Origin of the sequence: Streptomyces sp. A5-4 (assembly GCF_051131715.1) — a bacterium.
GTDB lineage: Bacteria > Actinomycetota > Actinomycetes > Streptomycetales > Streptomycetaceae > Streptomyces.
Genome location: NZ_CP178591.1, coordinates 7,268,038 through 7,293,355 on the forward strand (window position 1 = coordinate 7,268,038; position 25,318 = coordinate 7,293,355).

Annotated in this window: 12 protein-coding genes; 8 read left to right on the plus strand and 4 right to left on the minus strand. The window is 66.4% G+C overall.

Annotated elements, in window-relative coordinates; genetic code table 11:
• The 4 genes from ACLLJJ_RS34250 to ACLLJJ_RS34265 all read right to left on the minus strand — a co-directional run bounded on the left by ACLLJJ_RS34250 (position 1) and on the right by ACLLJJ_RS34265 (position 13,882).
• Entirely contained in the window at positions 1 to 5,550 is a 5,550-nt protein-coding gene (locus ACLLJJ_RS34250) for a hypothetical protein (RefSeq protein WP_434598384.1), read from the minus strand.
• 177 nt (positions 5,551 to 5,727) lie between these two features.
• Positions 5,728 to 9,774, minus strand: a complete 4,047-nt coding sequence (locus ACLLJJ_RS34255) for a type IV secretory system conjugative DNA transfer family protein (protein ID WP_434598386.1) — start codon at positions 9,772 to 9,774, stop codon at positions 5,728 to 5,730.
• A gap of 145 nt (positions 9,775 to 9,919) precedes the next feature.
• Entirely contained in the window at positions 9,920 to 11,974 is a 2,055-nt protein-coding gene (locus ACLLJJ_RS34260; protein ID WP_434598388.1) for a hypothetical protein, read from the minus strand.
• 141 nt (positions 11,975 to 12,115) lie between these two features.
• Positions 12,116 to 13,882 carry an AAA family ATPase gene (locus tag ACLLJJ_RS34265; protein ID WP_434598390.1) on the minus strand — a complete coding sequence of 589 codons (1,767 nt, stop codon included), beginning with the start codon at positions 13,880 to 13,882 and terminating at the stop codon, positions 12,116 to 12,118.
• A 721-nt stretch (positions 13,883 to 14,603) separates the two neighbouring features.
• On the opposite strand from ACLLJJ_RS34265, the gene ACLLJJ_RS34270 reads away from it, so the two are divergent.
• The 8 genes from ACLLJJ_RS34270 to ACLLJJ_RS34305 all read left to right on the plus strand — a co-directional run bounded on the left by ACLLJJ_RS34270 (position 14,604) and on the right by ACLLJJ_RS34305 (position 25,215).
• Positions 14,604 to 15,914, plus strand: a complete 1,311-nt coding sequence (locus tag ACLLJJ_RS34270) for an integrase (protein WP_434598392.1) — start codon at positions 14,604 to 14,606, stop codon at positions 15,912 to 15,914.
• Positions 15,915 to 16,004: 90 nt separating this feature from the next.
• Positions 16,005 to 17,477: a site-specific integrase gene (locus tag ACLLJJ_RS34275; protein WP_434598395.1), complete on the plus strand. Its 1,473-nt coding sequence runs from the start codon at positions 16,005 to 16,007 to the stop codon at positions 17,475 to 17,477.
• Positions 17,477 to 19,192 (plus strand): hypothetical protein, encoded by a 1,716-nt coding sequence (locus tag ACLLJJ_RS34280; RefSeq protein ID WP_434598397.1) that lies wholly within the window; start codon positions 17,477 to 17,479, stop codon positions 19,190 to 19,192. Before ACLLJJ_RS34275 ends, ACLLJJ_RS34280 begins: the two co-directional genes overlap by 1 nt.
• The gene (locus ACLLJJ_RS34285; RefSeq protein WP_434598399.1) at positions 19,189 to 21,393 is read left to right on the plus strand and encodes a site-specific integrase; all 2,205 of its coding nucleotides are present in this window, start codon (positions 19,189 to 19,191) and stop codon (positions 21,391 to 21,393) included. Before ACLLJJ_RS34280 ends, ACLLJJ_RS34285 begins: the two co-directional genes overlap by 4 nt.
• Positions 21,390 to 21,851 carry a hypothetical protein gene (locus ACLLJJ_RS34290; protein ID WP_434598402.1) on the plus strand — a complete coding sequence of 154 codons (462 nt, stop codon included), beginning with the start codon at positions 21,390 to 21,392 and terminating at the stop codon, positions 21,849 to 21,851. Before ACLLJJ_RS34285 ends, ACLLJJ_RS34290 begins: the two co-directional genes overlap by 4 nt.
• Positions 21,852 to 21,960: 109 nt before the next feature.
• Complete coding sequence (locus tag ACLLJJ_RS34295; protein WP_434598404.1) at positions 21,961 to 22,815, plus strand: uridine kinase family protein; 855 nt, start codon at positions 21,961 to 21,963, stop codon at positions 22,813 to 22,815.
• Between the two features lie 331 nt (positions 22,816 to 23,146).
• On the plus strand, positions 23,147 to 23,347 hold the full coding sequence (locus ACLLJJ_RS34300; RefSeq protein ID WP_434598406.1) for a hypothetical protein: 201 nt from the start codon (positions 23,147 to 23,149) through the stop codon (positions 23,345 to 23,347).
• A complete protein-coding gene (locus tag ACLLJJ_RS34305; RefSeq protein ID WP_434598407.1) occupies positions 23,344 to 25,215 on the plus strand; it encodes a hypothetical protein in 1,872 nt (623 codons plus the stop codon). The genes ACLLJJ_RS34300 and ACLLJJ_RS34305 overlap by 4 nt, the downstream gene beginning before the upstream one ends.
• The last annotated feature ends 103 nt before the right edge of the window (positions 25,216 to 25,318 follow it).

Genomic DNA, 25,318 nt, shown 5'->3' on the forward strand with positions numbered 1-25,318 from the left:
TCAATTCCCCATCCCGTACTCGTCGTCGTTGCCCTGCGGCTGATCGATCTCGATGCTCGGCGTGTAAACCGGACGCGGCGCGCCCACGCGCACGGCATGCGCAGAGCGGCGATGCGAGCCGCGGGTGCGGGAGGCCCCCGCGTCCTGAGAGATCACGTCGCGCTTGACAACCGAGTCATCGACAGCGATCACGGCGTTGTCCAGGCTGTGCGTCTCGGCGGAGCCCAGCTGATCGAGCTGCCGGGACATCTCCGCCCGAGCCTTCCGAGTCCCCGAGGACGCGAACTGCTCGTTCTTCTCGCCGTCGTAGACGCTCTCGCGGTTCTTCGCCGCCTCGACCAGATCGGCGAACGCGCCGCCATAGGCCATCCGGTCCATCACGGTGCCCCGCAGCGACGCATCTTCTTCCAAGTTGCGGATGAGCCCGGTCTTCGGGTCCTCCAGCGCACTTGCCACGCGGGCCACATAGTCCGGGTTGACCGTGACTCCGAAGCCCTCCTTGGACTTGTAGAACTCAATGAACTGCTTCTCCCACTCCTCGGCCGTAGCCTGGACGGGCTCACCGTCGAGGAATGCCGTGCGCCACTGGCCCGGGCCGACGTGCTCGATGCTGCGGCCCCTCCAGAGATCGCGGCCGGGGCCCTGGAGCATCGCGTACTTGTGCCGGGCTTCGGCGGCGTCGTGCTTGGCCTGCAGGATCGACTGGGTCACCGGGTAGGTGACCTCAAGGACGGCCTTGAGGTCCTCGCCGCGCAGCGCGCGCACGGCGCGCTGGCTGAACGAGCCGCCCAGGCCGGTGCCGTGGGCCTTGATCGCCGTGGCGAACATTGAGGCTTCCTGGTCGGCCTGCGTGATGCCGGGCGTGCCCTGCGCATCGCCCAGGTTGCGGGTGTAGTCGGTGAGCTTCTTCTCGCTCCCCTTGGCGCCGGTCTTGACACAGACCTTGCGCACGCTCTGCAGGTGCGCCTCGCGATCCGAGAACGTCAGTGCCGCACCGAACTCGCCACGCTGCGCCTGGCGGTACAGCCCGCTCAGCTCCTCCGTCACGACCTGCTGGTTGAGCTTGATGTCCTCCGGCGACTCTGCGCCCGTGAGCGCCTGCAGCCGGAGCCGGTTCGCCTCGCTCCGCGAACTCTCCAACTCCTCAGCCAGTCCGGCATCCTTGAAGAGCGCGACCTGGGTGTCCAGCGACACCTGCATGGCCAGCGGGTGTGAACCATCGCCCTTGACCACTCCGGTGTCCAACAGGTTGGCTGGCACCGAGAGCTTCGCCAGGGCCTCAGCTTTGGCGGCCCCGCTGTGCAGCTTCACCACGGCGACGGCGTCGCCGTCGAAGTCGCCGTCGAAGCAGGCGTCCATCACCGGGTTGATCGCGGCACCGGTGAGCCGGTCGTCGATCGCGACCCGCATGTAGCGCACGCCGGCGTCACGGAGCACCGGGTCACGCCACACCAGCGCGTGGTCGCCCTCGGCCAGCCCCAGCTGCTCGGCCTTGACCGAGCTGAGCGCAACCTGGTCGACGTCCAGCCGTGGGTCTGAGGCCCACACCATCGTCGCTGAGTCGGTGAGCCGCGAGGCCATCAGCCCGGTCTTGAAGATGTTGTTCTTGCCTGTCAGCACCCGGTTCTGCACGTCGGTCGTGATCGCCTCGAAGGCGCGCTGAGCGCGCGAGACCGACTCGCTCATGCCGCGGCGCACCTCGGCGCGCTTCTCCGCGGGCAGACCCTGGCTGTCCAGCTGCTCGGTCATGTAGCGGTAGCGGCAGGCATCGACGAAGACGTCCTGGTAGCTGCGGGTGTAGTCGTGCGTGACGGAGGCCCCGTCCTCGAACTCCTGGCCACTGCGCAGATGCGAGGACATCACCGGCAGTCTCCACGAGCTCGCGCTCATCGTCTCGGTCTGCTCACCGGTCGGATACGTGAGCGGGAACGGGATCTCCATGTCGCCACCGCGGTTGCCGATGAGATCGCCGAAGGATTTGCGCATCGCCGTGGTGTTGAGTCCCGGGAGCTGGCCCTCCTTGCGCGGCTGAGTGCGCAGCAGCTCGGGCATTGGGATGAACCGGCGCTCGGGGCGCTCGTCGACGCCCTCGGCCTGGCCGACCACCCGCAGTGTGCCGTCAGCCTCCACGTCCATGCCGGTCACCAGCAGGTACTCGCGCAGGTTCGATTCGGCCCCGCTGTTGTGGCCGTAGAACTCGCGCATGATCGACGGGCAGTCCTGAGACTGCAGCGCCCAGGCCAGCTGCGAGGAGGCCTTACGGCCCTTGCCAGCACGCACCTGTTTGTCGTCGTAGATCTTCGTCTTCTCGTCGACGGCCATATGGGTGACCACGAAGCGCATCTCGCCCAGGGCGCTCGGCCGCAGTTCTCCGTTGGGGGAGCGCAGGTCGGAGACATTCCCGCTCATCAGCTCGCGCGCCGAGCCCGCGTTGCGCCGGGAGATCAGGCTGAACGGGCTCATCACCACGTCTAGGCCCGGGTTGGCCCGGAACCAGTTGACCTCTTCGACGACATCCTGCTCCTGCGCGTCCTGCCGTGGCATGTCCCGGTCGACGATCAGCGAGATCACGCCCTTGTTGCCGTGCAGATCCGAGATCTTGTCGCCGACGACGAGATCTCGCTCCTGGCCGCCGGCCCCGCGGATGCGGTGGCGCTCGGCGAACTCCTTCGACACCACGATCGGGTCGTCAGCTGTCCAGCCGCCGAAGGTCATCAGCGCCGTCTTCGCCGGCGCGGTGACCTCAGAAGACTGCATGATCGTCGAGGCCGTCATCTGCTGGCGGTCGAACGGGTCGTACCGCAGCGTCTCGAGCTCGGGGAGAGCCATGAGCGGCGCACGCTGTCCGGCCACGCTCTCGTCGCCCGGCACGATCCGGCCGTCGGCACCGGCCTGGGCCTGAGTCGTCAGGTACCGCACGATGCCCTGGTTGGTCGCGCCTCCGGTCATCACCGGGTCGAAGTAGCCGCTGGGCGCGGCGACGTTGTTCCGGTCCTTGCCGGTGAGCACCGTCATGTTCCGCCCGCCGGTGAGCCGCCAGGCGTCGAAGCGGTTGTCGTCAGCCGGGTCAGTTCGGTCGCGCTGGGCCCGGTATTCGGCGTAGATCGTCGAGCCTGCCTTGATCTCGTTGGAGTAGCGCACACGGCGCGCCTCGGTCTGCAGGATCGCGGCCGTCCACTCCTCCAGGTGCTTCTTGATCTCGCCGGTGGACTCTTCGAGCTGGTACGTGGTGGCGCGCTCGATGAAGTCGATCGGGTGCTTTGTGCCGTACAGCTGCGAGTAGACCGCGTTAAGCGAGGAGGGCTCGCCGGTCTCGCTGCGCCCGGCGATGAGGTCGCCGGCGATCTGGTACTGGATGCGCTCGTGCATGAGCTGCTCGTAGCCGCGCAGGCGGGTGCGTTCCTCGACCGAGGTCGGAGCCTCGCCCGGAGTCTGGGCTGTGATCGTGGCCTCGTAGCCCGGCACGACCAGGGCGTTCTCCCCGCTGGCGAAGGCGGTGGTGATCTCGCCGTACTCCCCGACATCGAAGATCTGGCCGATCTCACCCGAGATCGGGGTCCCCTTGCCGTCACGGCGCAGCTTCTCGCCGCCCCAGCGGATGACGCCCTGCTCGTCGATCAGGATCTCGGAGACCGTCGCCGCGTTGCGCTCGATGCTCTCACGCACGGTGACCCCGATGCGCCGCATGAACGCAGATTCGTGATCGGCGATTGGCACGGAGCGCTCGGCGTTGAAGCGGACGAGCCGGTCCTTGAACCGGGTCGTCTGGAAGCTCGAGCCCATCATCTCGTCGGGGGAGATCCCGCAACGACGAAGCGCCGAGGCGAGGTTGTCGAGATTCGACCACTGCCCTGTGGGGCTGGTCATGTACCGCGCCACCCGGTCCGGGTTGAAGCGCTGATCGATCCACTCGCCGTCGACGTTGTGGGGCTCCGCCTCCCAGGTCCCGATGAGTTCGAAGGGGACGTCCTCAGCGTGCTGTCGGACCTTCTCGACGGCAGTGCCGCCGTAGACGAGGTTGCCCATCTCGGGCACCTCCTCGGCCCGCAGCTCGCCGATCTCCTCCAGCCGTTCCTGGTACATCTCTTCGGTCGCACCCGGGCGCAGCAGATCGCTGTGCGCGCCGGTGAGCACGTCCCAGTACGAGCGCTGGATCGCAGCGACCTCAGAGTCAGCCGAGTACTCCGGCGGCTCGATCGCATCCAGCTGTCCGCCGGTTCGCTCCAGCTCGGCCTCGGCGCGAGCAATGAGATCCTCGACGCCAAGGGCTGCCTGTAGGTTCTCCCGAGCACTCTCGACGGCGACCTTCGCATAGGCCTCGGCTGGCTCGGCGTCGATGAAGAAGGCCGGCAGCGAGCGGTTCTTCGCGTCCCGGCGCAGCATCACCTTCGAGCCGGGCCGGGGGCCGGACTCACCGGGTGCCACGTAGTCGCCGACCACGAACATCGACTCGCGGTCGACATGGTAGCTGTCGGGCACATGCACCACCGTGCGGCCACGGCCGCGCTCCTGGTGCGTCGTGCCGGTCTCGCCGGCGGGGTGCCCCGGCAGATCCGTGCGCTCGACGCGATGGCCCTGGGCGAAGCGCAGCAGCTGGACAGCTTCCGCCGGCGAGGGGGAATGGACCGCCATGCCGCCGGGGACCCGGTAGTTCGTCGAGTAGCGCAGCACGGTGCCGTTGTCGTAGATCCGGGCTCCGGCGTACTCCTCCTGACGCGTGTCGGTGAGACGGATCTCCATGCCGGTCCCGGCGATCTTCGCCTTGATCTGGCCTGGCTCGCGGTCGCGCATCACCTCGTAGGACACGCCCTGAGCCTTCAGCTCTTCGAGCAGTGCTGCCGAGCGCGCCACGGCGCGCTGGGACATGAAGCGGTTGCGGTCAACGCGGTTCGTCTGCCGGTCCCGGCCGCCGTCGATGACCCACTCGCGCACCTGGTCGTATTCCTGCTGGCTCATCTTGTCCATCAGCGCGGTGAGTCCAGCGGCGTCGTCGTTCGTCATCGCACGGCCTGCCTCGAACGGCTTGCCGTCGTCGTCGATGCGCCAGAGCACCATGTCTCCGCGCCGCGGGTCGGCCAGGGTCTCCACCTCGCCACCGGCCACGCGTCCGATCGTGTCGTCCGGCAGGTACACCAGCGCAGTCCCGGCGCGCTTCACAGTCGCGCGTTCGGACCAGTCGGGGTCGTAGGGGCTGATCGGCAGCCGGGCCGACTTCGGGTCGACCTGGTCACCGACGCCGGTGGCGCGGGTGAACTCCCGCTGCGACTGCTGGTAGCGCTCGTTCTGCGGAGAATGGTCAACGAACTGCAGCTCGTAGTCGGACACCCGCTCACCGAATGCCTGATCGACGGTGGTGAGGCAGTCTGTGACGCCCAGCCGCGGGTCGGCCAGTGCGGTGCCCCGCTGGCCGAGGATCTCGTCGGCCCGGGCACGGATCGCCTTGGCCTGGGAGATCGGAATGACCTGTCCGGTCTGCTCCCGGGCCTGCTCGACTGCCTTGTAGTAGACGTACTCGTAGAAGTACCTGCGCAGCCCGTATGCCTTCTTCATAGCTAATCGACCTCCTATAAATGCTCGGAGTTACATAAGTATCTATAGAGCATACTCCGCCTATCTAAAGGAAGCGAGAGGCCATTCGGAAAGACCAGTGCCGAGGCGGTCTCTCTTAGTCGAGAGACGGCCTCGGCACTGGTCGTGATCCTTGCCTGGCCCCCAAGTGGCCGCCGGCTACTTCGAGTTCATCTCGATGCCCATGGCCCGGTCGAACCGGCCGTCGGCCAGCACCTCCCAGCTCGGCAGCGAGGCCAGGTACTGGTAGAAGGCCGAGTGGACCTTCACCGTCACCAGCGACTTCAGGTCCTCCTCGGTGACGTCCTCCTCGGCGAACACCCGCGAGTCCTCGTCCTTCACGTGGCCGTTGATCCGGCGGGCCGCATTGGCGTACGAGTCCGAGCGGATCTGGCTGATGTAGGTCTGAGACCCATCGGCGCTGCGCAGCTCGCCGTCGCCGCCGACCGAGAAGTGCTCGCGGTCCTGTTCCAACTCAGTCTGCGCCGACTTGTAGGCCTCACCGATCTCGATGTCCAGGCTCTTGACCTTCGCCGAGCCGTCGGGATTGACCAGCATCTCCTTGCTGATCGTCCCCTCGGCGTAGAGCAGACGCTGCCGCTCGACGCTGACTGCCTGACTCTCGGCGGCTGCAACCCCGACCTCGACGTTCTCGATGAACTGGGCCTCGTCGAACATGCTCATCCCCTCGTACTCGTCGGGGTCGACGACCACCGGGGCATTGGGGTCCTGGCCCTCGTCGACCGTGGTCATCGTGGTGATGACCTCCATGACCTCGTCGGCGTAGACATCCGGGTCCAGGCGCTCGATGTCGACCTCCTGGTAGCCGTAGATCTCCTTGTACTGCGCCTTTGCGTCCGCGGCCTTGACCGCCTGCCGCATGCGCTTCTCCAGCATCTTCACGAAGTCCGGCTGGTTCATACGCACGTCGAAGTCCATGGCACTGGACAGCGTCGGGATCGTCTGCAGCGAGTACGTGTGCCCCGGGTGCTTGATCGTGTTCCCCAGTAGCCGGAACGACATCGGCAGGATCGTCTGGTTGCGGTTCCAGATCGGCGCATCGCCGGCCCGGAAGACGATCGAGTTGCGCGGCGCGAGGAATGCCATGTCGTTGTAGCTGATCAGCGGCTCCTCCTTGGTATTCATCGTGTAGGAGACCCGGCCCTCGGTCTTTCCGCCGATGACCTTGTCGAGATCCTGGCTGATCTGCTTGCTGTCCCGGTACGACCGGTGTGTCTTGCCGCTCATCTTCTCCAGCGTCTCGATCATCGAATCGTCCGTGGACTTCAAGAAGACGATGTTCGAGGTGTTGCCCTGCACGATCTTGTCGACGCTCTCGCCGTACACGTCGCGCAGCTGCTGCAGTGTCTGCAGGATGAGCGTGAACTGCTGCTCCTGCCCCAGGCCGATGGAGAGCATCGTCTCGAAACCGTCGATGCCCTTGCCCTCTGACTGCAGGTTGCCGAGCTCGTCGAGCATGTACCGCGTGCGGTAGAGCGGCTTCTGGTTCGACTTCGTCATGTACGCCTGGTCGGCGCTCACGTCAAACAGCTGCTTGACCAAGATCAGGATTAGCTTCGCGTACTTCATCAGGTGGGGCGGAGTCACCAGGAACAGAGCCTTCGGGGACTCCGAGTAGCGCGACAGCGTCTGTGTAATCGCCCGTGCCTGATACGAGACCTTCTCCGGGTTGCCGCCGCCGGAGAAGTCGAGTCGCGTGTCCGGGTAGAGCGTTTCCCTGGGCTGGAAGGACAGGATCTTCCCGTCCCGAGTGCCGCCCTCACGCACCGGCTTCAGCTCACGCATGACGCCGTTCTTCACGATCTTCTTGCCCGTCACCGGCTCGACCACGTAGTGCCGGCCGTTGAGCGAGAGCCGGTAGTTTTTCGTGAAGCTGAAGTAGAAGGTCCGCACCAGCATCTTCGTCTGCGGGTTGACCAGCTCTAGCTTGAGCCAGGCCTCGTCGCCAGGGAACTTGCCTTTGAAGTTGTACCGGGCCCAGCCCTCGCGGCCGACGATCTCCTCGTGCTCAAAGTCCTCGCCCAGGTTCTCGGTGAACATCGGGTCTGTGTAGGCCGACCACACGGCCTGCTGACCGACGAGGTGGTCGCGCTTGACGTAGTTCGGCGCGAAGCGCACGCCGAGGCGGCGCGGGAAGCTCAGGCCGGCCAGGTCGGTGTTCTGCGAGGGCTTGCCCGAGGTCAGCGTTGAGATCGTGGGGTCGGTGAAGAACGACATGGCGGTGATCGCGATGCCGTATACCGAGGCCAGCATCTTCTCCGCCCCGGCCATCGAGCGCAGCGCATTGTGGGCGTTGCCCACCAACGTGCGCATGTTGTTGCGGGGCAGCTCCTCGCTCGCGTTGAAGTACAGGCTGAGCATGTCCTGATCAGCCTTGCCCTCCCACATGAAGGCCTGGGCCGCCGCCTTCTCCTGATCTTCGGCCAGGGCGTCCTCGTTGTTCTCGAACTCGCCGGCCTTGACCCGCTTCTCCAGCTCGGCCTCAGGGTTCTTGATCTTCTTCGAGCTCATCTGCACGAAGAGCTGGTAGCAGTTGTAGAGCGTGACCTTGCCCCAGAGGTCATCGAGCTTCTGCTCCAGCAGCGCCGGGTCCATATTCAGCACGGCTGCGGCGCTGCGCAGCTCCCGCTCCTCCTCCAGGTAGAAGTCGATGAGTCCGTAGGCCGCGCGCTTGAAGGCGTTGTTGGCGGCATTGGGCCAGACCGGGTCCTCGCCGCCGTCGAGCGGAAAGAAGATCCCGGCGATGTTCTCCACGTACAGTGCACACTTGGTGAAGTTGCCCTCACGCGCCGCGTCGGCCGCCAGCCCCAGGGGGTTGTAGATGTCGGTCTTCATGGAGTTGATCAGGTTGAACTGCACCGGCTCGAACCCGCGCGTGACCAGGGCCACGTAGTTCTTCACCAGCAACTCGCCCTTGGGGTCGTTGATGACCATGTTCGAAGGCTTCTTCTCCCGCGACCACATGTCGATGACCGGCTCGATGTAGGTCTGGCCCTTGCCGGCCCGGGTGATGGCCAGCACCATGGTGTTCACCGGCGCCGTATCGACCACGTACGCCCCGGCCGGACGCTGGACCTCGTACGCCGGGAACGTCCAGTCTTCTTTGATCAGGTCAGCGACGGTCTTGTACTTGCCCGACCCGAAGCCAAGCTTGTCCGGGTTCTTGTCGTCAGGGTTGTACGGGATCAGCGTGGTGTCGTACTTCTGGCGCAGCCCCTTGTCCTTGGGGAGCCCTGATGCCTCGAACAGCTCGTCGCCGAAGTCTTCGTCGATGATCGGCAGGGTCTGCATCAGCGGATTGCCCTCGTCGTCGTCCATGACCTCGCCGGCGTAGTAGACGAGGTTCCCCTCCTCATCGATGACGTCCTTCTTGGCGCGCTGGGCGACCTTGACGGTGCCCAGGCCCTTCTTCCTGAGCATCATGTGGCTGAGCATCGAGCTGACCTGCACGCTCGAGTGAGCACCGGCGTCGGGGAACCAGTCGTAGTTCTGCTGGATCTCTTCCGGCAGGGCGATGTGCTGGTCGTTCTGGTACTGGTTGATATCGCTCGTGGTGTTCATCAGGTTCGCCGCGGCGACCTTCCGCGAGAACCACGTGCCGATGACGAGGGCGACCATCAGACCCGAGCCGAGCGTGATGAAGAGCTTGAACCCCGAGACGTCGGCCAGCTGCTCGCCGACCGTCGTCGCGCTCTTCTTGGGCTCAGCCGGCCTCTCGGCGCTGGGCTTGCCATCCTTCGCCGCGGTGTACCAGCTGGGGACCGGAACAGCCTCAGCGCTGGGGTAACACTTCGCCTTCGGCTCCGGGTTGCCGTCCTTGGCCAGGGGCCGGTAACACTTCACGACCGAGCCGCCCGCACCCGTCGTGGTGTCCTGGACGTAGTACGCGCTCGGCATGCCGGTGCTGCTGCTGGGCACGCCCGAACCCACGGACGCGCCCACCGAGAGCACCGCCGTGGCGATGAGCGAGTAGAAGACCCAGACGACGATCGTCACCAGCACGCCGGTAATCACCGCGACGACGATGCCCGGTCTGGTCGACCTCAGGGTCAGAAACTTGCTGCGGTCCAGCTGCTGGTTGTCGTAGACGTCTCGGTTCGTCAGCGTCTCGCCGGGCGTCCGCGCTGAGATCTTGTCCCAGCTGCTCGCCTCCGGCCGTGCCGCCTTCCGCCTGTTCGTGGCCATCGGGATCCCTTACTCTCGAGCCTCGCTCGTTCTGCTGTCCTGCTGTCCTGCTGTCCTGCGCGCCTGTCTGCGCAGACGACGACGGCGCATGGGGAACGCGCGCCCCATGCGCCGTCAGATCGCCCCGTCGGTCATGACCGATCGCTCAACGGGTCAAGACCACCCCGACGATGAAGCCGGCCACGCCCATCAGGAGCGAGAGCGTGACGATCATGACGACGAGGATCTTGTTCGAGCGGCTCTGCATCTCGGAGGCCCGCGCCAGCTCGTTGGCGTAGGACTCCTTGTCGGCCTGCATCTCCGTCAGGCGCGCCTTGTACCGCTTGGCCACTGAACCCTCGACCGTCGACAGCTGCTGGAGCAGGTCGGTGGCCCGCGCCACCTGAGAGCTGGTCTTCTCCTTCTCCAGATCGAGGTTGTGCTGCCACTCGGCGTCCCGAGCCGTCATCTGCGTGATGGCGTCTTTGCGGTTGCGTTCGAGCTCGTCCTCCATCCGGCGGATCCGGTCGGCGTGCTCAGTGCGCACCGACTCCAGGAGGCCCTGCTGCTCCCGGCGTAGGGCGCCGATCTCGTCCGTGGTCCGCAAGTGCTCGGCCAGCGTCTCGGACTGAGCGATGTCGGCCTTGCGGTTGTCGTCGACGATTCGCTGGATCTCGGACTTCCACTGGTTCAGGCGCTTTTCCTCGGCCGCCAGGTACTCCGACTGCCGCTCGGCCAGCACCTCGAAGATCCGCGTCTGCCCGGTCTGCATCTTCAGCGTCGCGTCCGAACGCCGGACCCGCAGGATCTCCTGCTGGTTGTGCGCGTGGGTGTCCTCGATGTCCCGCTCGATCTCGGCGACGGAGTCGATCTGCTCGCGCTCCATCTTCGAGCGGTTGCGCTCCTTGTACTGCAGTTCCGCCGAGAGGGCCGCCTGCTGGGCCACCTTGGAGGCCTGCGACTCGTAGTCCTTGGCGATCTCCGCCCGGCGGGATCGGATCTTCTCGTCCTTCTCCGTCTGCCGCTGCTGGTGCTCGGCCTCGGCGGCATCCTTCAGCAGCTTGTACCGGGAGCCCTCGCGGTCGGTGGCCACATCCCGGATGACCTGCTCGGTGTGCGCCGACATGAGGTTGACGTAGAGCGCACGCAGCTCATCCTCGTGCGCGGAACGGAGCTGCATCAAGTCTGCGTTGGACTGCCGGTTGAGCTGGGCGACCTGGTCCCCGAGCCACTCCGTCGCGCCCTCGGGCACAGCGATCTGCACGACCGGTGCGCCGATGGCGAAGGTGGCGTTGAACTCATTGAGCCGGACATCCAGGTCCAGCTCCTCGGAGAGGAACCGGCGGGCGATGACGTCGCGCGCCTGGGCCTGATCGGCCAGCAGCACAGTGTCGCCCGCCTCCTGGTACTCACTCTCGATGCCGTAGCCGGCGTCGGTCTCGTCGAAACCCTCGTAGCCGGCCACCTCGTCGCCGTCGTAGTCCGGCCCCGACTCGACCGAAGCGGTGCCCGCGTCGTCCTGGTCGAACATGGGTGTGTCCACCCCCTCATCGTCGACGACGTCGCTGAAGATCGGCTCGTCGTCCGGGCCCCCGTCAGCCCCCTCGTCACCGGGGATCTCGTCGAAGATCACATCCCCCTCGTCCTCCCCGAGGACCGCGGGGACAGTGCCAGTGGCCCCAGCCTCGGCAACCGGGCCGCTGTGCTCCGCCCACGCCTTCTCACCCAGGGCCTCTTCGAGACTCGTGCTGCCTGCGGCGACAGAGCGCGCCTGCACGAAGGTCGCATCGTTCACCAGATCGACGAGCAGATCGCCGCTGGGCTTCTGCCACACGACGGCCCAGGCGTAAGTGGCACTGGTGAGCAGCGAGTACTCCTCCATGCGCGCGAGAGTCTCGTCGGTGGGGATGATGCCGAAGACCTCCTCTTCGATCATCTCCGCCGTGGCCACCGTGCGGATCTGGTCGGAGCTGATGAGCTCGATGATCGAGCCCTTCGCCTCGTCCCGGCCGTGCCGCTTGCTCAAGCCGCCGATCTCGTCGGCTGCAAGCGCGAGCATCACCCAGGCCGTACCGCTGGGAAAGACGAACGGAGTGTTCGACCGCAGCAGCTCGACCGCAGCCGAGATCGCCGTCTCTCTCACCACGGAGGCCAGAAGCTCGTCGGGCTTCTTCTTCCGTTCCTTCTTCTGGCGGGCCGCTGCCGTTCCCAGAATGCCCATTGATGCCGATCCCTTCGCTAAAAGAACACAGTTCGTCTGGTTTATGAGTATCCTATCGTCCTCTTATTAAAGTAGGCAACTATAGGGAATGAAAGGACTATCGACTCGCGAGTCAACTGGTTCCCGCCGTCGTTGACCGACTCATCGCACCGCACTGACCTCGACGTAGGCATCGGAACTCAGCAGGTTCTTGTCGTCGCTGACCAGGTCGCCGATGACGTCGATGCGAATCCGTCGCTCCGAGGGGTGCTCGTTGAGGAAGGTCGCCACCGCGGTGGTGACCTCGTCGGTCAGCTTCGCCACGGCCGCACGTGCGCCACCAGCATCAGAGTCGGTGTCGCCCTTGTCCTCGATGAGGTACTGCAGGACCCTCGAATCGACGTCGACCCGCACGTTGTGCTTGACGAACACCTCCTGCACCATCTGGCGCAGCTCCTTCCGCACGATCTTCTGCTGCGTCGGCAGCGACAGCGGCTGGAAAGGCACGATCGCGTCGATACGGCCCAGCAGCTCGGGCGGGAACCGGTTGTCGCCCGTCGTCGAGGAGATTGAGCGGCGGATGAGCTTCTCGTACTCCATCAGCTGCTTGCCCGAGCCTGTATCGTCGGCGGCGTACTGCGAGATGCTCTTGTAGATCTCCGAGCCGGCGTTCGTCGTCAGGACGATGTACGTGTTGAGGAAGCTCACCTCGCGGTTGTTGTCGTCGTTGAGCCGGCCGTCGTCGAGCACCTGCAGTAGCACGCGCGTGACCATCGCCGAGGCCTTCTCGACCTCGTCGAAGAGCAGCACCGCGTGGGAGAGGTCCCACACGCGCTTAGTGAGCTCGGAGCGGAAGGCCGCGAACGACGAGTCCTCGGCGTACTCCGTCATGTCGAACCGGATCAGGTGCCGCTGGTCGTCGCCGAACAGCAGCTTCGCCAGCTGCTTGGTGAGTTCGGTCTTGCCGACACCAGTGGAGCCCGTGAACAGCAGGCTCGCCATTGGCTTTCCCTTGTCGTTGAGGTCCGCCACCGACAGCTGCAGACGACGTGCCACCGCACCGGTTGCCCAGTCCTGGCTAAACACCTTCTCGTCCAGCTGCTTCTTGATCTTCGCGCCGTCGACCTTGAAGGCCACGTTGACGTTCAGGGACTCCATGAGCACGTCCGAGAGCAGGTCCCGGTCCATCGGCCGGTGCGTCAGGCGAGTCCAGCCGACCATGGAGTCGAGCACGAGAATTGACTTGCGCGGCTGGGCGCTGGCCGGCATGTAGCGCTGGGTGTACTCGTAGATCTGCCGGAAGATGTGGTCGTCGTAGAACTCGTCAGCCACCCCGTACCGTTCGGCCATGCCCTGCAGGATCTTGATGGTCGTCGCCTGGTCCGGCGGGTTGAGGTTGATGCGCTGCAGGCGCTCGACGAGCGGCTGGTTCGGCGAGATGTGCTTGTGGAACTCCTCGTAGGTCGTCGCCGCGATGACCCTGATGCCGCGGGTTCCCGAGGCGGCGAGGACCGGCTTGATCGCCTCGACGGCGGCGTCGGAGAGCTGAATGATCTGGTGGAACTCGTCGATGAAGAGAATCAGTTCGTGCTTCTCGTCCTTGATGAAGTCCTCGGCCTCGTCGAAGAAGGCCTTGAGTATCGCGGCCATGTTCTCGGCGGTGCCCGCCTCGGAGATCATGCGCGCCGGATCCACTTCGAGGTAGAGACGGTCCTTGTCCACCAGCATCGTGGCCTGGACCAGGGCCGTCTTGCCCGTGCCAGCTTCGGCCAGCAGGAGCGCGTTGCACAGCTCAGGACGGCTCATCGAGGCCAGCAGCTGTGTCGTCTCGTGCTCGCGGCCGACGATGTCGCGCTCGGCCTTCTTCAGTGGCTCGGAGAGCTTGGACAAGAGCCGGTAGCGCTCGTTGAGCCGTACCTCTTGAAACATACCGCGCAAGACCTCTCGACTGGACTGAAGATTCAACTGTAAAATTAGTCGAAATCCTATCATGATTAGCATTTGATAGGGTATTGAATGGGAAAGATGAAAGGTTGCTGAGTGGGCTCCGGGGCCTTTCGTTCCGCGCTCTGGTCGCCGGTCGCTCGCCCGCCGTACTCGGGCTCGTTGCCCTCCGGCGGCTGGGGCTCCTCGAACTGGTAGTTGAAGCACTCGCTGGCGGGGGCCTTATTGCTCCCCTCCGCGCCGGCCTTACCCACCAACGCGACCATGCGTCCGACTAGGTCCGCGTGGGTGAAGCCTTCGGCGCGTCCGCAGAGGTGATCACCCCGGGGGCGGGAGCCGCCGGCTGCCGAGTTTGTGGCTGGCGCTCACGCACCACCGGGTTGAACCGCGCTCCCGGCTCGCCTGATGCTGGCGCCGACGGAAAGCTGTGACGCGGCCCGCCATGCGTCTGGAGTCGTCTCCGCAGGTCGGTCAGGTCAGCCGCATCGTTACGTCCGGCGGGCGAGCAACGCGGTCAGCCCGGTGGCGGCGGGAGTCAGTGCCGTCATGACGAGGTGTCTTTCGCCGGGTGGTCGGGCTCGCGATGCCGCGGGGCGGGCACGCGGGGCGGCGGGCCCCGGCCCGGCCGCCCGCGTCGGGTGCGCAGTGGCCGGGCATTCTCTAGGCTCCTCTGAGTTGTCGGTTCAGGGCGTCTCAGGAGGGACTCATGAACGTACTCGAGCACTGGAATGTGGATTTCTATGACTTCACCATCCCGCCCCCACCCACCGATGATCCCGATATTCTGAGGTTCGGTGATCTGCTCGCCAGAGCGGCCCGCAACGGTGCACGCCACGGAACCCCTGTGATCATCTCTCCGTCAGGTCGGCCGGACCCTCGCATCAACCTGTTCTTCCGCACGGGACGTATGGCGGGACACGAAGCAAGCACCTGGCGTCGGTATGCGTACGCGCTGATCGTGTGGCTGGACTTCTTGGATGCCATCGGCAGTTCGTGGGACTGCGCGAGCGTACGCGATGTCGAAGCGTTCAAGGACTGGCGCATCACGGACCTGCGCAATGATGAACGAATCCGGCCGACTTCGTTCGATACGGATCGCGCCGCCTTGAACTCTTTCTACACCTGGGCGAGTTCACGTTACGGAGTGTTCAACCCGGTGCCTACCGTCCAGGCGGACGACGCGGACGACGCGGACGAAGCCAGCTGGAGACCCGGACCGGGTTACACGCAACAGCGGCGGGATCCGCTGCGGCCGGCGGGCTCAAGGCGCCGTCAGGTGAAGTGGTTGCTGAGGGCTGCGCTGGAGCAGTGGCGGAACATCGGTCTGCGCGGATTCGACTTCGATGGTCTGCGTCGGGACGGATGGAAGGGGGTCAACGAGGACCGGGACTGCGCCTTCGTCGATGGTCTGTACGGCACGGGTCTGCGGGTTCGGGAGTGGGCCAGCGTCCTTGACGTTGAACTCCCCGCTTCAGGCGCAGAGCGGATGGGGGAGGCGTGGCTGGCGGCGAAGTGCATCAAGGGCGGTGAAGAGGGCCGGAAGTACTGGATCCCGCGACGCGTACTGCAGTCGGTGGAAGGCTACGCGGATCCCTTGGAGGGCTCCCGGACGGAGGCGATCGGCCGCGCACAGAGGCGGGGCCGGTACGACCGGCTGCGCGGTGTGCGGATTGTCACCGGCCACAACCCCCGGTCCGGTGAGCTCTACGTCGAGGGCAGCAGCGGGCCGGCAACGCTGGCCTTGGACGTGCTGTCGCCGGACGAGCGCCGCATGCTCTTCCGCCGGACCCCCGGTGGGCTGGAGCCGCTCTGCCTGTGGCTGTCGGTGAGCGGGCTGCCGAAGAAGGTCCACAGCTGGGAGGACACCTTCGACGATGCGAACAAGCGTGTCGCGGCAGCGTATGTGCGCAGAGCCGATCCGGATGGGCGCCTGTCCGAGGAGGAGCGCGAGCGGATCCGTGGCGAATGCCCGCTGTGGGCAACGGCCCATATGTGCCGGCACTTTGTCTCTGCTTAGTTTCCGTGTAGCGATTGACTCCAGCTGAGCTGTTGACCAGGGTGTTTGGGCATTGCGCTCAGCCGTGTGGTGTTTCTACTGTCAGCGCTCATGATCCTGAACTTCTTCTCGTCCCGGGGCTGGCAGTCCTGGGATATCGAGCATCGGCCGTTGATCCCCGAGGGGATGCCCGTGCTCATTGACGACGACCTGCGCTTCGAGGACGGCCCGGCCGCACCGCGCCCGACAGCGGTGGTGAACCGGTGGCTGCGGGAGCTCCCGGCCAGCGGGGCGCCCGCGCCGAGCTCGTGGGAGAACTACGCGCGGGTGGTCAAGGAGTGGATGGAGTTCCTGGCCGAGCACGGGGTGGACCTGTTCGACTCGCGGGTGCGACTGAAGGCCGCGTTGAGCCGGTACGCCGAGCACCGGGCCGCGGGCCCGTTGAAGGCCCGGTTCGCGGCGACGACGTGGGGCCAGCACATGAGCATCCTGTCGCTGTTCTACCGGTGGGCGATGCACGAGGAGTACGCGACGGCCGAGCCGTTCACCTACCGCGCCGCGCGGGCGCTGTTCGCCGGGACCGGCCGGGAGGTGAAGGTGAACCTGGCGGTCCGCCGCACTCCGAAGCCGCACGTGACGATCAAGTACCTGGAGCCGGACTTCACCGAGCTGTTCCGCAAGGGGCTGCGGGGGCTGGCCCCGGACGGCTCGCAGGACACCGGTTTCCACGGCCGTGAGCTGATCCGCAACGCGGCGGTCGGGGACCATGCGCTGGCCACCGGAATGCGGCTGCAGGAGTTCACCTACCTGCTGCCCTGGGAGATCCCCGCCCTGCCGCCGGAGCTGACCGCGGTCCCCATCCCGTTCCCGGTGCCGGCCGGGATCGCCAAGGGCAAGAAGTTCCGCACCACGTGGACTTCTTACGAGGCTCTGGCCGGGCTGCACGACTACCTCGAGCTGGACCGGGCCGCCACGGCGGGCGGCTCCTCCTGGCGGCCGCCGCGGCGTTGGGGCGAACCGCTGATGGTGACCGATCCGGATGCCCGGGGAGGGCTGATCAACGGGGTCCGCCGCCCCTGGGAGTCACTGACGCCGGCCGAGCGTCGTCGTCTGGTCGCCCCGGAGGGCGGTTCGTGCCTGCTGGCGGTGAAGAACGGCGGTGGCCCGTTCACGGCCTGGGCCACGGTCTTCGAGCGCACATCGGACCGGATCCGGGCCCGCTTCGAGCCGCGGTTCCCGCACGTCTGGCCCCACCGATGTCGCCATACCTTCTCCATGAGGACCTTGGAATACCTGGTCACCGGGCATTACCGGCAGGCCGCGAAACTCGTACGGGACACCGATGCCGACGCCGCCCTGGTCTTCTACCTCAGCAAGGCCGACCCGCTGCTGGTGCTCCGCGATCTGCTAGGTCATACCACCGTCCTGACCACGGAAAAGTACCTCCGGCGCCTGGACACTACACGCATTTTCCGGGATGCCTACGTGGGGGCCGGCGCTGCGGCCGGGCTAACCGACAACGCGGCCGCCGAACGGGAAGTCGCCGCCGAGTTCACCGATGACCTCGAGGACGGGACTGTCTGATGCCGACCATGCTGATCGACCAACCCCTGGGAATCACCTGCGTGTTCAGCGACGGCAGTCGCGCGGAATTCTCGTTGGAGGGTCTACCGAACCCGTTGCTGGCCCGGCAGTTGGCCATCGGCCTGGTGGATCTGATCCACCCGCACGGCACCGCGGATTCCGCTGGCACGGTCAACCATTACGTCCAGGCGATTCGGGGCATGGTGCGGGCCCTGGCTGCGCAGGGCTTCATCGGCGGCCTCGACCGGCTCAAGCGGGGCAGGCTGGCCGAGTACTTGATGGGGTGCTCGGGCGGTCGGGAGGCGTGCACCCGCGCGATGGTGGAGGCATTCGGCCAGGTCGGCGGCTTGCTGGCGGACGGCGTGCTGGAGCTCGCGGCCGGACGGAACTTCAACGTCCAGCCGAACCACCACGCTCTGCCTCCCTACTCGGAGACCGAATGGCAGCGACTGGGCGACCTCTGCCGACGGCTTGTCGAGGAGTCGTACGCGGCTCACCGGCAGGCCCTGACCGTCGTCGTTCACGCACAGCATCCCGTTGAGGGCGGATGGACTCCCCAGAATCTTCGCTGGCTGCTGGCGACCGTCGGGCCGGTGAGCATCTCCGAGTTCGGCCGCAACGTCGGCATCTCGGCCGCCCTGGTTCACCGCCGCGGCGGTTTCCATGACGCGACGCAAGCCTTGTTCCCGCACCTGAACGTCCTCATCGCCTACCGACTGCTGTTCAGCATCTACTCCGGCATTGTGCCGGACGGCATCGAGGACCTGGTCACGACGGACGTCGACTGGGCCGGGGACTCAACGATCCTGCTCTCCTACGTCAAGGGCCGCACCGCGGCCGAGAGCCTGAATCTGCCGCGCGGGGCCGTGCGCCTGCTGGAGCAGTGGCTGGCCCACTCCACGCTGCTGCGGAGCTTCGTTCCGCCGGACGAGGGCCGCAAACTGTGGTTGGGCCTGAGCCGGGCCGGCGGTGACCGCCGGGTGAGGCAGTTCGACCGCGTCGCCATCCAGCGGTGGATCCAGCGGCACCAGGTGGTCGGGGACGACGGGCAGCCCATGAAGATCCACCGTTCGCGGATCCGCACCACGCACGAGGCGATGCGGGACAAGAGCGCGTGGACCGGCAGCGGCCGGGCAACCATCGACCCGAACCACACCCCGGCCGTCGAGGGCGACCACTATCTGACGGCCACGACACCAGCCCAGCACCGCGCGGTCGAGGCAGTGATCGAAGACGCCCAGCATGACCTGCTCCGCAGGTCTCATCCGCCGACGGTGATCACCGAAGAAGAGGCCGCCGCTCTCGCGGAGGGCTACCCGCAACTGGTCGCGGACCTTGAGCTGGACGACGAGGTGATCGCCGAGCTGGTCGGCGGGCAGCGGGATGTGTTCACTGCTGCATGCGGCGATCAGCTGTCCGGACTGCACGGCCCGAAGGGCAAGCCCTGTCCGGCCCGCCCCTGGGTCTGCCTGTTGTGTCCCTTGGCGGTGTTCGCACCGCGGCACGCGGTCAGCCTGCTGCGGCTGAAGGCGTTCTTCTCCCGGCAGTGGCAGCAGATGCCCGCCGCCCACTTCATGGCGGTCTTCGGCCCCTACGCGGCCCGCATCCAGCAGGTCCTGGACCGCTTCGATCCGGTCGTGGTCACCTCGGCCGCCGCCCACGTCGTCGACCGGGACGACGAAGTTCCCCTGCGACCCGAGGAGATGACCGCATGAGCACCGCTCCCGCTCCCACCTTCGACGGACGCTCTGCCGTCTTTGCCGGCGCCGATATCTGTGACGAAGCCGGGCTGGCTCTGCCGGACAACGCCGCTCGCCCCGCGTTCGAGGACGATGTCTGGGGCTTCGCCGACGTCATCGGCCTTCCGACGCAACTGAGCCCCTCGCTGAGGCGCTTCGACTTCACCCCGATCGCGAACACGCGTTGGCGACTGGTGGCCAAGGAACTGGTCCTGGCGATGCTCGCACCACGCCACCGCGCGGTCGCTCCGTTGCCCCGCGCCTTCCGCAACCCGCTCCACGTCACCAGTTGCCGAGGTCGCCTCGACGAACTTGTCCGCTTCTTCGGCTGGCTCAGCAGCCGGGCGACCAGAAGTCTGCTGCAGATCACCACCCGGGACTGCGAGGCATACCTGGCTCACCGCCGTTACGTGCTCGACGAGGACGGAGCTGTGATCGGCGAGAACAGCCACGCGACCAGACGATCGGCCGCCCAGGTCGTCGTCGACCTGGTGAACTACCGCGATCTGTTCACCGCCGACCGCGTGTCCGCCGAACTGCGGCCCTGGGGCGGTGCCACCGCCTCCGCTATCGCGGAGATGCCCAGCGGCCGGACCGAGAACAAGACCCGCCCGGTCGCGGACGAGATCATGCAGCCGATGCTCGCGGCCGCCCTCTACCTGATGTCCACACTGTGCCCGCACGCCGTCGACCTGGCGCACAAGATCCGCGAATCCGACCTCCACTCGGCACGGCAAGCCCAAGGACTCCGGCGCATCGGCCCCAAGAACCGCGTCCCGGTCCGGGAGCTCAGCGAAACCCTCGACGAGTACATACGAACGTGCACAGCCCTGCCGATGCTGGACGACCACTACGTCTCGAAACGGCTCGCCCAGGGCTGGACCGCGGGCGATCCACTCCTCCCGGTGGCCATGGGCACCCTTGCCCGCCGGGCCGGGTTGAGCCAGTTCTGCCAACCATGGCTGCCCACCATGCGGCCGATCCTGGAAGACACCCTCGCGCAGGTCGGCGTCGAGAGACCGTTCGGCCGCGATGCCGACCTGGTCCCCGGGGCCGACGGGACCTCATCACCGCCCTGGACCCTGCCGATGTCCCGGGCCCAGGCCGTCGCCCTGGTCGGCATCGTCCGAACCGCCGCGATCATCACTGTTGCCGCCATCTCAGGCATGCGCGCGAGTGAGCTGATGGAATTGCGCATCGGCTGCCGACGACCGCCCGGCGAGGCCGTCCCGGGCCTGACCCGCTACCGGATCGCAAGCAAGATCGTCAAAGGGCAGCCGCTGGGCGGCACCGATGACGAGTGGGTCGTCATCGAGCCGGTCTATCACGCGATCGAGCTCCTCGAGCAACTGCACGACGCCCCGGACGAGGGAACCCTGCTGATCGGCAGGTTCTCGTTCGACGTCCGCTCCAAATGGTTCAAGAACTGGGCCAACTCCGAGGCTGGCCTGCGACTTGGCCTGTTGCCGATCCCCGAGGGGCCCGTCAATCTGCGGATGCTGCGGCGGTCTTTGTCCCTGGAAATGGCCTACCGGCCCGGCGGTGTCCTGGCCACCAAGATCCACATGAAACATATCGCGGTGGCCACGACGGAAGGCTATGCTGCCCGCCCCGGAGGGGCCCAGGCCGAGCTGTTGGTCGAGGTCAACAAGCACGAGAGCGAGCGCAATCTCCAGCTGGTGCTGGAGGAGTTCCGAAACTACCAGGAGGGCATCCTGCCCGCCGGTCCCGGCGCCCGCAGCCTCACCGAGTTCTTCGCCAGCATCGACGCCCAGCTCGTTGCGGCCTCGGCGGCTGCCCCGAAAACCCAGCGCAACGACCGCGACGTTCTGAACCTCCTGACCAAACGCGCCAAGGTCCTGCACCTCGGACCGGCGAACTACTGCTGGTTCACCGACCCCTCGCGGGCACTCTGCCTCAAACTCGCCGGCACCCCTGCCGCGGACCGTCCGATGATCGGGATGTGCGACTCCGCTCGGTGCCCGCAGGCCACCCACCACCCCGGGCACCGGCCCGTCTGGGCCGAGCACGCCGACAGAACAAAGGTCTTCATCGGCCAGCTCGGCACCACCCGCAAGACCGAACGCACCCGGCTCCAGGACGACCTCGATCGAGCCCTGCGGGTCGTCGCCGAGATCGACGCCGCCAGCGACACCAGGAACGAGGAGTCCTCTTGAGAATCTCCGCCGCCCAGCGCACCGAGAACGAAAACCGCATCCGAGCTGCCATGGACCGGCTCCTACGCGGTGAGATCCCGCCCGGCGGAAAATGCGACATCAAGACCCTCGCCCGAGAAGCGGATATCGACCGCACCGCGTTCTACGGCCCCCGCCCCTACTCCCACCTGCGAGGAGAGTTCGAACGCCGCCTCCAAGCCCTGCAACAAGCCGGAGAGGTCACCGACCCACGAGAAGCCCAGATCGCACGCCTGAAAGCCGAGGTCATCGCGTTGAAGGAACGACTGGCCCGCTCCGCAGGCACCATCGACGAGCTCACTGACTTCCGCCACCAGGCCCTCGCCCGGCTCGCCGCCCAGCACGAAGAGATCGTCCACCTGCGAGCGACCGCTGCAGGGGCCAACCGCGTGACCCGGCTCCCCACCGCCCGCAGCACCTCGATCGGATCGTGCAGCTGACTCACGGCCCGCAACCGGCCCACCTCAGGCGGCCAGGAAACAAGTGGCCTCCTGGGGTGCGCAGAAAGTAGTTTGTCCCCGCCCTGCACGCCGACCACGAGGAGCTCCCATGTTCGAAAACATCCGGGGCCTCTCACCAGAGCATGCCGCGCGACTTGCCCACCTGGTCGAGCAGTGCGAGCTGTTGCTGGACCAAGACGAGGGCATGGAGCACGTCCAGCGCCGGCTGCGGGACCTCGGAGCCGGGGTCCTTGACTCGATCGTCGTCACCCGGGAACTGCTGGGAGCCAGCCCTGGGGACCTCGGGGAAGCGAAGGGGATTGTGCTGTCGAGCGCCGCGCGGACCACCGAGCTGTCGGCGCATCAGCAACTCGTGGACGTAGTTGAGCAAGCGAAGGACGTTGCCGACGGCCTCCTGAACCTGGCCCGGACCCAGGAGGCCGCCACCAGGATCGTCGCCATCGACGGCACCGGAGGATCAGGCAAGACGACATTGGCTGCAGCAGTGGCCATACACCTCGACGGCGCCGTCATCGTCCACGTCGACGACTTCTACCGTCCCATGCCCGACCGCGAGCGAGAGCAACTCGACGCGGAACAGGGCTACCACCGCTACTTCGACTGGGAACGCCTCCGGGACCAGGTCCTGATCCCGCTGCGGGACGGCCAGGCCGCGCGCTACCAGATCTATGACTGGACCACCGGACAACTCGGAGCCTGGCGCGAGATCGCCTCTGGAACCGTGGTGATCATCGAAGGGGTCTACTCCACCCGCCCGGAGCTGGCCCGCTACTACCACTTCACCGCCTACGTCGACACCCCGCGAGACGTCTGCCTGCAGCGCGTGCGAGCGCGGGGCGAAAATCCCGAGGAGTGGATCAAACGTTGGCGCGCAGCCGAGGACTACTACGTGCACACCACATGGCCACAGACCAGAGCCAAGCTCTTCGTCAGGGGCTGCTGACAGCGGGAAGAGCGCATGATCACTGAGCCGACCCGAACTGCCTCGCGGCTGACCTCAGGGCACCCGCAAGTGTGGGCTCCGTCACTTGAGAACGCCCGCAATGCAACACGGCTCATCGTCAGTGCAGCGAACGCCGGCTCCGAGACTCGCCAGCTCCATACCAACACGGAGTGATCCGCACACGGCTTCTGCGGGCACAAGGCACTCTTTCGCCCTGAAATGGTTCTCGATCCTGTCCCTGCTGGAAGAGCGGCGGCTGGAGGGGTTCACCGCGGAGGAGATCGAAGACTTCCGAGATCAACTGGGAGATATTTGGCTACAGCTGGCGATCTTGCTCGGCCATAAACACCCGGACACCACCCGGGAGCACTACCTGGAGCCCTTCACGGGGCTGCAGTTGTCCTACTTGATGTCGCTGCTCGATGACGACGAACAGGCCGGTGTCGACTCCCTGGTCCGCATCTTCGCCCGGCACGGCGGCTCCACTAATATGCCCGTTGCCGCGGCAACCGGTCCAGGAGGCGCCCTGTGAGCGGGCGCCGGCGAGGCGGCCGACGAGCAGCCCAGCCACCCCCGGACTGGCAGCCTCCCGAGCGGCTGCCTGCCGATGGGGATCAGACGACGGTGGTCTTCTACGAGGAACAGAGCGGGAAGAGCCACCTCCTCGACTTCTCTTCCTTCCCGGCACCGCTTGCGATGCAGCAGTGGATGGCCGTGTTGCTGGCGGCCCGGTGCGGTGCGCGCGGCGGCAGCAAGCGCCTGGCCACGGCGAAGAGATACCACTGGATACTCCACCGCTTCACGGTGGTGCTTTCCGAGGCCGGCCGTGTGCCGGCGACGCCGGGCGAACTGGCACCCGAGCACTTCCAGATATTCCGGGACCGGTACGAGGACCATCCGACGAGCCTACGGCTGCACCTGCAATCTCTGCGGCGCCTCATGCGCAAGCGCGAAGACCTGACGGAAGCAGCCCTCCGCGATCTCCTGCGCACACGGCTTCCCGCCGCCACGACAGCGGAACAGGTCATGGCGTACAGCGACCACGAGTGGCAGCAGATCATGACCGCGCTGCGCCGCGATGTCCGTATCAGCCGGGACCGCATCCGTGCGGGAGTGCGCCTGCTGGCCCGCTTCCGGGACAGTGAACTCATACCGGGCAGCAGGGAAGAAGCCCTGGGAAGAAGAATGCTGGAGGAGTTCGCCACAACGGGGGATCTGCCCCGGAACGAATCCGGTGCCCTGCGGGACGAGGTGGCCCGGCTCGGCGGCGCCATGGCCATCACCAGCATGCTGAGCCTCACCCGCGACGAGTCGACGGCCTTCGCGCTGATGCTGAGCGCGCTGACCGCAGAGAACTTCGGCACCGTCAAGACGTGGCCGGCTCCGCACACCCGGCCCGATGGCGGCGTGACGACGCAGGCGGTGGCCTTGATCGAGGAGAGCAAACCACGCCGCGGCCCCGACCGCGAGCACATGGTCGCCGCACTCGAGGACCTCCCCGCCTCCCTTCGCGAGCTTTCCGAATCCGAGGACACCGAGCCCCGTCTCTTCCACTCGCCGCTGAGGATGTACCAGCTGCTGCTGGAACTGACCGAGACCGCACGCCGCCTGAGCGGGGAGAGCTGCGCGTTCATCAGCTATAGCCCCAAGCGGCGCTCCGCCGTCGGCAGGGACATGTGGAACACCCAGGTGCACGTGAAGCACTGGAGCCAGACGCGGGGATTCCCCTCTATGCGCAAAGCGGTTGCCGGAGGGCCGCCCGCCGTACAGGTGAGGCGGATCCGCCAGAGTTCGCTGGAACTGAAGCGTCGCCCGGTCGCCCACAGCCGCGAAACGTTGCGGGACCACTACCTCAAACGCAGCCCCACCGTGCAGGAACAAAGCCGCACCGTAGTCGGCAAGGTACTGCGTGAACAGGTCGCGAAAGCACGCACGGCAATGGAAGTCCCGGTGTTCACACCGGACTTCGTCGAGCGCGCGGCACAGGACCCGGAAGCGGCAGCGGCTGAGACCGGGCTTGACCCGGAAGTCCTGAAGGGGCTGTTGGCGGGGGAGCAGGACACGGTGCTGACCGGATGTGTCGATCACTTGTCCGGGCCCGACACGCCGCCGGGGACACCGTGCACGGCCTCGTTCTTCGTGTGCCTTGGGTGCGAGAACGCTCGTGCTCTCCCACACCAGTTGCCCGTTCAGATCGTTGTCCGCGACCGACTTCTCGCCACCCGCCCCAACTCCGAGCCCCGGACCTGGCGCGCGAAATACCAAGCGGCCAACGACCGGCTCGAGGACATCCTTCGTCACTACACCCCTGCCGAACGAGAGCAGGCCCGCGTCAAGCTGAGCGACGGGCAAAGCGAACTGGTCGACGACCTGCTGAGCGGAAGGCTGGATCTCCGATGACCACCCCCTCGACCTCCTCGACCACCCCCGCGTCGGGAAACAGCAGTCTTCCGGGCCAGGTGCACTGGCCTGCCGACGACGTCCTCATCCTCCGAGGACGGCC

Bases quoted from the DNA above. Each gene is read 5' to 3' on its own strand.
- ACLLJJ_RS34250 (WP_434598384.1), bottom strand. From the start codon at position 5,550: ATGAAGAAGGCATACGGGCTGCGCAGGTACTTCTACGAGTACGTCTAC.
- ACLLJJ_RS34255 (WP_434598386.1), bottom strand. From the start codon at position 9,774: ATGGCCACGAACAGGCGGAAGGCGGCACGGCCGGAGGCGAGCAGCTGG.
- ACLLJJ_RS34260 (WP_434598388.1), bottom strand. From the start codon at position 11,974: ATGGGCATTCTGGGAACGGCAGCGGCCCGCCAGAAGAAGGAACGGAAG.
- ACLLJJ_RS34265 (WP_434598390.1), bottom strand. From the start codon at position 13,882: ATGTTTCAAGAGGTACGGCTCAACGAGCGCTACCGGCTCTTGTCCAAG.
- ACLLJJ_RS34270 (WP_434598392.1), top strand. From the start codon at position 14,604: ATGAACGTACTCGAGCACTGGAATGTGGATTTCTATGACTTCACCATC.
- ACLLJJ_RS34275 (WP_434598395.1), top strand. From the start codon at position 16,005: ATGATCCTGAACTTCTTCTCGTCCCGGGGCTGGCAGTCCTGGGATATC.
- ACLLJJ_RS34280 (WP_434598397.1), top strand. From the start codon at position 17,477: ATGCCGACCATGCTGATCGACCAACCCCTGGGAATCACCTGCGTGTTC.
- ACLLJJ_RS34285 (WP_434598399.1), top strand. From the start codon at position 19,189: ATGAGCACCGCTCCCGCTCCCACCTTCGACGGACGCTCTGCCGTCTTT.
- ACLLJJ_RS34295 (WP_434598404.1), top strand. From the start codon at position 21,961: ATGTTCGAAAACATCCGGGGCCTCTCACCAGAGCATGCCGCGCGACTT.